4 protein-coding genes and 1 pseudogene are annotated in these 4,222 nt (G+C 62.7%); 1 reads left to right on the top strand and 4 read right to left on the bottom strand.

Features of this window, described 5'->3' with window-relative positions:
* The 4 genes and pseudogenes from ACH4C6_RS36055 to ACH4C6_RS36040 all read right to left on the bottom strand — a co-directional run.
* Nucleotides 1-192 (bottom strand): annotated as a pseudogene (locus ACH4C6_RS36055) (hypothetical protein); the annotation flags it as partial.
* Nucleotides 193-318: 126 nt separating this feature from the next.
* Complete coding sequence (ribA, locus tag ACH4C6_RS36050; protein ID WP_398112795.1) at nt 319-978, bottom strand: GTP cyclohydrolase II; 660 nt, start codon at nt 976-978, stop codon at nt 319-321.
* Nucleotides 979-1,172: 194 nt separating this feature from the next.
* A complete protein-coding gene (locus ACH4C6_RS36045; protein WP_398112796.1) occupies nt 1,173-1,580 on the bottom strand; it encodes a hypothetical protein in 408 nt (135 codons plus the stop codon).
* 256 nt (nt 1,581-1,836) lie between these two features.
* Complete coding sequence (locus tag ACH4C6_RS36040) at nt 1,837-2,334, bottom strand: hypothetical protein (RefSeq protein WP_398112794.1); 498 nt, start codon at nt 2,332-2,334, stop codon at nt 1,837-1,839.
* A 369-nt stretch (nt 2,335-2,703) separates the two neighbouring features.
* Here ACH4C6_RS36040 and ACH4C6_RS36035 point away from each other — a divergent pair, with 369 nt between their 5' ends.
* Complete coding sequence (locus ACH4C6_RS36035) at nt 2,704-4,041, top strand: ferric reductase-like transmembrane domain-containing protein (RefSeq protein ID WP_398112793.1); 1,338 nt, start codon at nt 2,704-2,706, stop codon at nt 4,039-4,041.
* Nucleotides 4,042-4,222 lie beyond the last annotated feature (181 nt).

Here is a 4,222-nt window from a genome sequence, read left to right as displayed (position 1 = left end):
GACCAGCCCCCGCTCACCGATCCCCCCGAAATACACCGGCTCGCTCAGCGGTCGGGACTTGTATCCGATCAGCCCGCCTGGGATGCCAGTCTCCCCGAGATCGACAGCGATCCGGGTCGGCACCCCGGGTGGGGCCTCGATGCGAATCAAGACGAACTCGGGCTTCGGCAACTGCGGCAGGGGCTGGCTCACGGGAGGATCCTCTCCCGACGGACTGCCCGGCAACACCCACCGGCCCTCGAAACGGACGACTCATGCCGGGTGTCCGGTCCCGACATCACGCATTCAAGTTCAGTAGCACGCACCAACTCGTTGCTCTCAGGACAGGTGTGCTGTCGCGTCGAGGTGAGGAAGGTGATGCCCCATCCGCTCCCGCTTGGTGCGGAGGTAAGTGATGCTGTCCTCACAGGGCGGGACCAGCAGCGGGACCATTTCGGCGATCTGGATTCCATGCCGCACAAGTGCCTCACCCTTGGCCGGGTTGTTGGACATCAACCGGACTGACTGCACACTCAGATCGCGCAGGATGCCGGCGGCGACAGCATAGTCGCGGGCGTCCACCGGCAGTCCGAGGGCGACGTTCGCCTCCACGGTGTCCAGCCCTTCCGCCTGGAGAGCCATAGCTCGAAGTTTGGCCAGAAGCCCAATACCCCGGCCTTCATGACCCCGTAGGTAGACGACCACGCCGCTTCCTTCAGCGACGACGGCATGCAGCGCGGCAGCGAGCTGGCCGCCGCATTCGCAGTGCTGGGAGCTGAACGCGTCGCCGGTCAGGCATTCTGAGTGCAGTCGTACAAGGACCTGGTCCGAGTCTATGTGCCCGTGGACGAGGGCCACTTGTTCCACGCCACGGTCATGGTCCAGATAGCCAACGGCCTGGAACGGCCCGTACAGCGTGGGAAGCAGTACGCTCACCACTCGCTCCACGCCTGTTCGTCGTGGCGGCTTCGTGGGGGAAACATCGGGGTTTTCTTTCATTACCTGTTTCCTAAGCTGAGACGAAGGGCTGTGCAAATATCCGGCGTGAGCACGGCTGCGGTACTGGCGAGGTGCAACGAATTGACTTATGCATTGCTTGGCCAGGGGCCGACAGCCTCTCCTCGGGCGCCTACGTGTGCGGGTCCTTGTTGACGCTTCTTCATGTGGCCACCTAATCATTGGCTACGTGAAACTCATGCACCTGTGACGCAGCCTCGACGAGTTGCACCGACAAGTGCATGAATATTCGGCATGCTGGTCGGTATGTCGAGACTTTCGACCGTTTGCTCATTGGTGGTGTAGTAAGCCCGGCTCACCCCGGCGGCAGCTAGCGCCATCTGGCAGCGAGGGCAGGGGCGAGCTAGCAAGGGTGATCCTGCCCGATTGACGCGTGCTACGAATACACTGCTATTCCGCGGCGCATTGCGAACCTTTCTCAGCACCGTTTCCTCGGCGTGAAAAGTGGCATGGCGGAAATCGATGCTCGGGCAGTTCCTTCGAAGATTCGTGCCGACAGCCAGGACTCTGCTTCCGGCGACCAGCACTGCCCCCACGCGAATACGGCACGTAGAAAGCAACGCCTGGCGTATGGCCAAGTCCATCAGTGCCACAGCTCCTCCAATCTCCTGGGATGCTCATTTCTCGGTATTGCTTAGTCATGACTCCGGCTGTGCTTCGCAAGCCGGAGTCATGACTACTGCTGTGACCGGAAAGGTTCACCGGCTCGCGGCGCCCGGCACGGCACCTCGCCGCGTTGTCGCTCGACCCGAGTACATCCAGTACGCGGGCCATGCTCCGCCTTGCGAGGCACCGCACCGGACGCCGCGAGCTTCCCGGCGAATTTTCCCGGTCACAGCACTAGCCGAGCTCGACGGTCATACCGGAGGCAGCATCGGGCGGTCGTGGAGCGACAGAGATGCGAACGGTTGAGTCCGGCAGCTGCTCCATGACAGCAGCATGGAGCGCGCCGTCACGTCCAGCAATGACATCTGGAGTGATCGAGGATGCGGGCAGGGTGTGGGCGCCGCCGAGATTCATCAGGACCGCGACGAGCAGAGCGTGACTCATCTCCCCGGGAGCCAGCGAAGCCCATGCCTGATCCGCCTTCTCCTCGTCTGAACTCGTCATCAGATGACACGCGGACACTGCAGCTGCCCAGTCGGCAATCAGTCGTACGTCTCTATAGACGCCAATGGTTTCATCGGAGCTTCGATCGACCGTGAGTGAACTCGTAAGGTCGCTCAGCGTGCGCGCGGCCCGCTTCAAGTCCGCAAGAACTGCTTCGTGGGGGAGTGGCAAGCCGATCAGCGGGGAAGAGTCTCGAGCCTCATGTTCCCGAGGCGAGCCGTGCTGCATGGCATGTCCTTCGCTGTGGCTGGGGGGTTCTGGCATGTGCTTCCTACGGCCGGGCCAGTGGACGAAGCCACCGCTGCCGGGCAGCACTACGGGCAGTTGACAGCCGCGGTTCAGCTCAGGTGCCGCGGGACTTGGGCCAGACTGGCAATGGATCTTGGGCGGCTTCGCGCAGCTGGAGTCCACTTTGCCTCACTCACCCTCCGGCCCCGTGCTCCCCCCGATCGTCGGCTCGCATGGCCAGTGAACGATTCTCAGCCGCCTCTCGTATCCGCACCGACTGCGTTGTGCGTGCCGTGGGCTCGCCGCCTCAACCCTCCGGCGTGTTCAGGCTTGCTCGACCGTGGCCCAACTGCCGAAGAGGAGGTCAATATGCGCGAAATGTTGCGCAGTGGACAGCGGTCATGCCTGCCGCCGGCTGTCGCCGCACAGTGGGTTCTCGGAATCTGGGTACTGGCCAACATCGTGATCGTCGAGTACCTCTTCGTGACTGCCGGAGAGGGAAAGAATGAGCTGTTGACTGCCGCGAAATTCTTCGGCATGCACGCTGCGTTGATCATGCTGTTTCAGCTGCAGCTGGTTGCACGGGTACCCTGGGTCGACCGCCGTCTTGGTATGGACAAGCTCACCCTGTGGCATCGGTGGGTGGGATTCGCGCTGCTGTGGACCATCGTGACTCATGCCGTCCTCGTGGTCCTGGGCTACGCGGTGCTGGACGAGGCGTCGGTCGCTACAACATCCTTGGCTCTGAGTGGCGTGCCGGCTTCGCTGCTCGGCATGACTGCCGCAGCCCTTGTCATTGCGGTGGGTGCCTTCTCTGCTCGCCGCGCGCGCTCCAAGTTGCGTTATGAGGTCTGGCACGCTCTGCATCTGTTGCTGTACGTCGCTCTGGTCGTGGCATTCCTGCATCAGCTGATGGAGCCGTCAGCCTTTAGATCGACATCCATGGCCTACTCCTACTGGGGGGCGCTGTGGATACTTTCATTGGGGTCCTTGGTCGTAGGTCGGTTCGTCGTCCCTATATACCGGAATTTCCGACACCGCTTCGTGGTGGAGGAAGTGCTGCCGGAGTCGCCCAGTGTCGTTTCCGTCAGGGTAACCGGACGCCGACTCGATCAGCTTTCCGCGCGCCCCGGTCAATTCTTCATCTGGAGATTTCCCGGTCACAACCCTTGGTGGTGTGCCAACCCTTTCTCACTGTCAGCAGCCCCCGATGACCGGTCACTTCGACTCACCGCGCGCGTCGTCGGCGACGCTACGGCCTCCTTCGGCAGAATGCCCGCAGGCGCGAGGGCCGTACTCGAAGGACCTTACGGTGCACTGACGTCGCTGCATCGACGTCAGCCCGGTGTCCTGTACATCGCGGGAGGCATGGGCGTGACCCCGATCCGATCGCTCCTTGAAGAGGAGGAGAGTAAGGACGTCGTCGTCATATACCGTGCACGCGACCTGGAGGAAGCAGTGCTGCTGGACGAGGTCCGCGGCTTGGCTGACAGCCGTTCCTGGCAGCTGCATACGGCCCTGGGCCGCAGTGCTGACGGCGTGCGGCCATTCGAACCGTCGAACCTCGCGGCTCTCGTCCCCGACATCGCCGAACGCGACGTCTTCGTGTGCGGGCCACCGGCTATGACTTCGGCGCTTCTGGAGACCTTGCGTGCCCTCGGGGTCCCGCGAAGGCAGGTACACGCTGAGAAATTCAACCTCGCCTGATCTAACGAGCTCGTGCACGGTAGGCGGTGAGGCGTCGAGCTCCTGATCGTTGATCATGGTCGTGTGGTGGGGATCGCGTCTCGTGCAGCGGTCATCAGCGACCGGAGGATCACGGGCCTGTCGGCTGGCGTGATCGCTGAACTCGTGGCCGAGCTGGGTCCGTTGTGGCATGAACGGCATC

The sequence above is a fragment of the Streptomyces sp. NPDC017943 genome (genome assembly GCF_044328425.1).
Lineage (GTDB): Bacteria > Actinomycetota > Actinomycetes > Streptomycetales > Streptomycetaceae > Streptomyces > Streptomyces djakartensis_A.
This window is presented reverse-complemented; position numbering and strand designations above follow the sequence as displayed.

Coding starts and splice junctions, on each gene's coding strand:
- ACH4C6_RS36035 (WP_398112793.1), top strand. CDS start 2,704: ATGCGCGAAATGTTGCGCAGTGGACAGCGGTCATGCCTGCCGCCGGCT.
- ACH4C6_RS36045 (WP_398112796.1), bottom strand. CDS start 1,580: ATGGACTTGGCCATACGCCAGGCGTTGCTTTCTACGTGCCGTATTCGC.
- ACH4C6_RS36040 (WP_398112794.1), bottom strand. CDS start 2,334: ATGCAGCACGGCTCGCCTCGGGAACATGAGGCTCGAGACTCTTCCCCG.
- ribA (WP_398112795.1), bottom strand. CDS start 978: ATGAAAGAAAACCCCGATGTTTCCCCCACGAAGCCGCCACGACGAACA.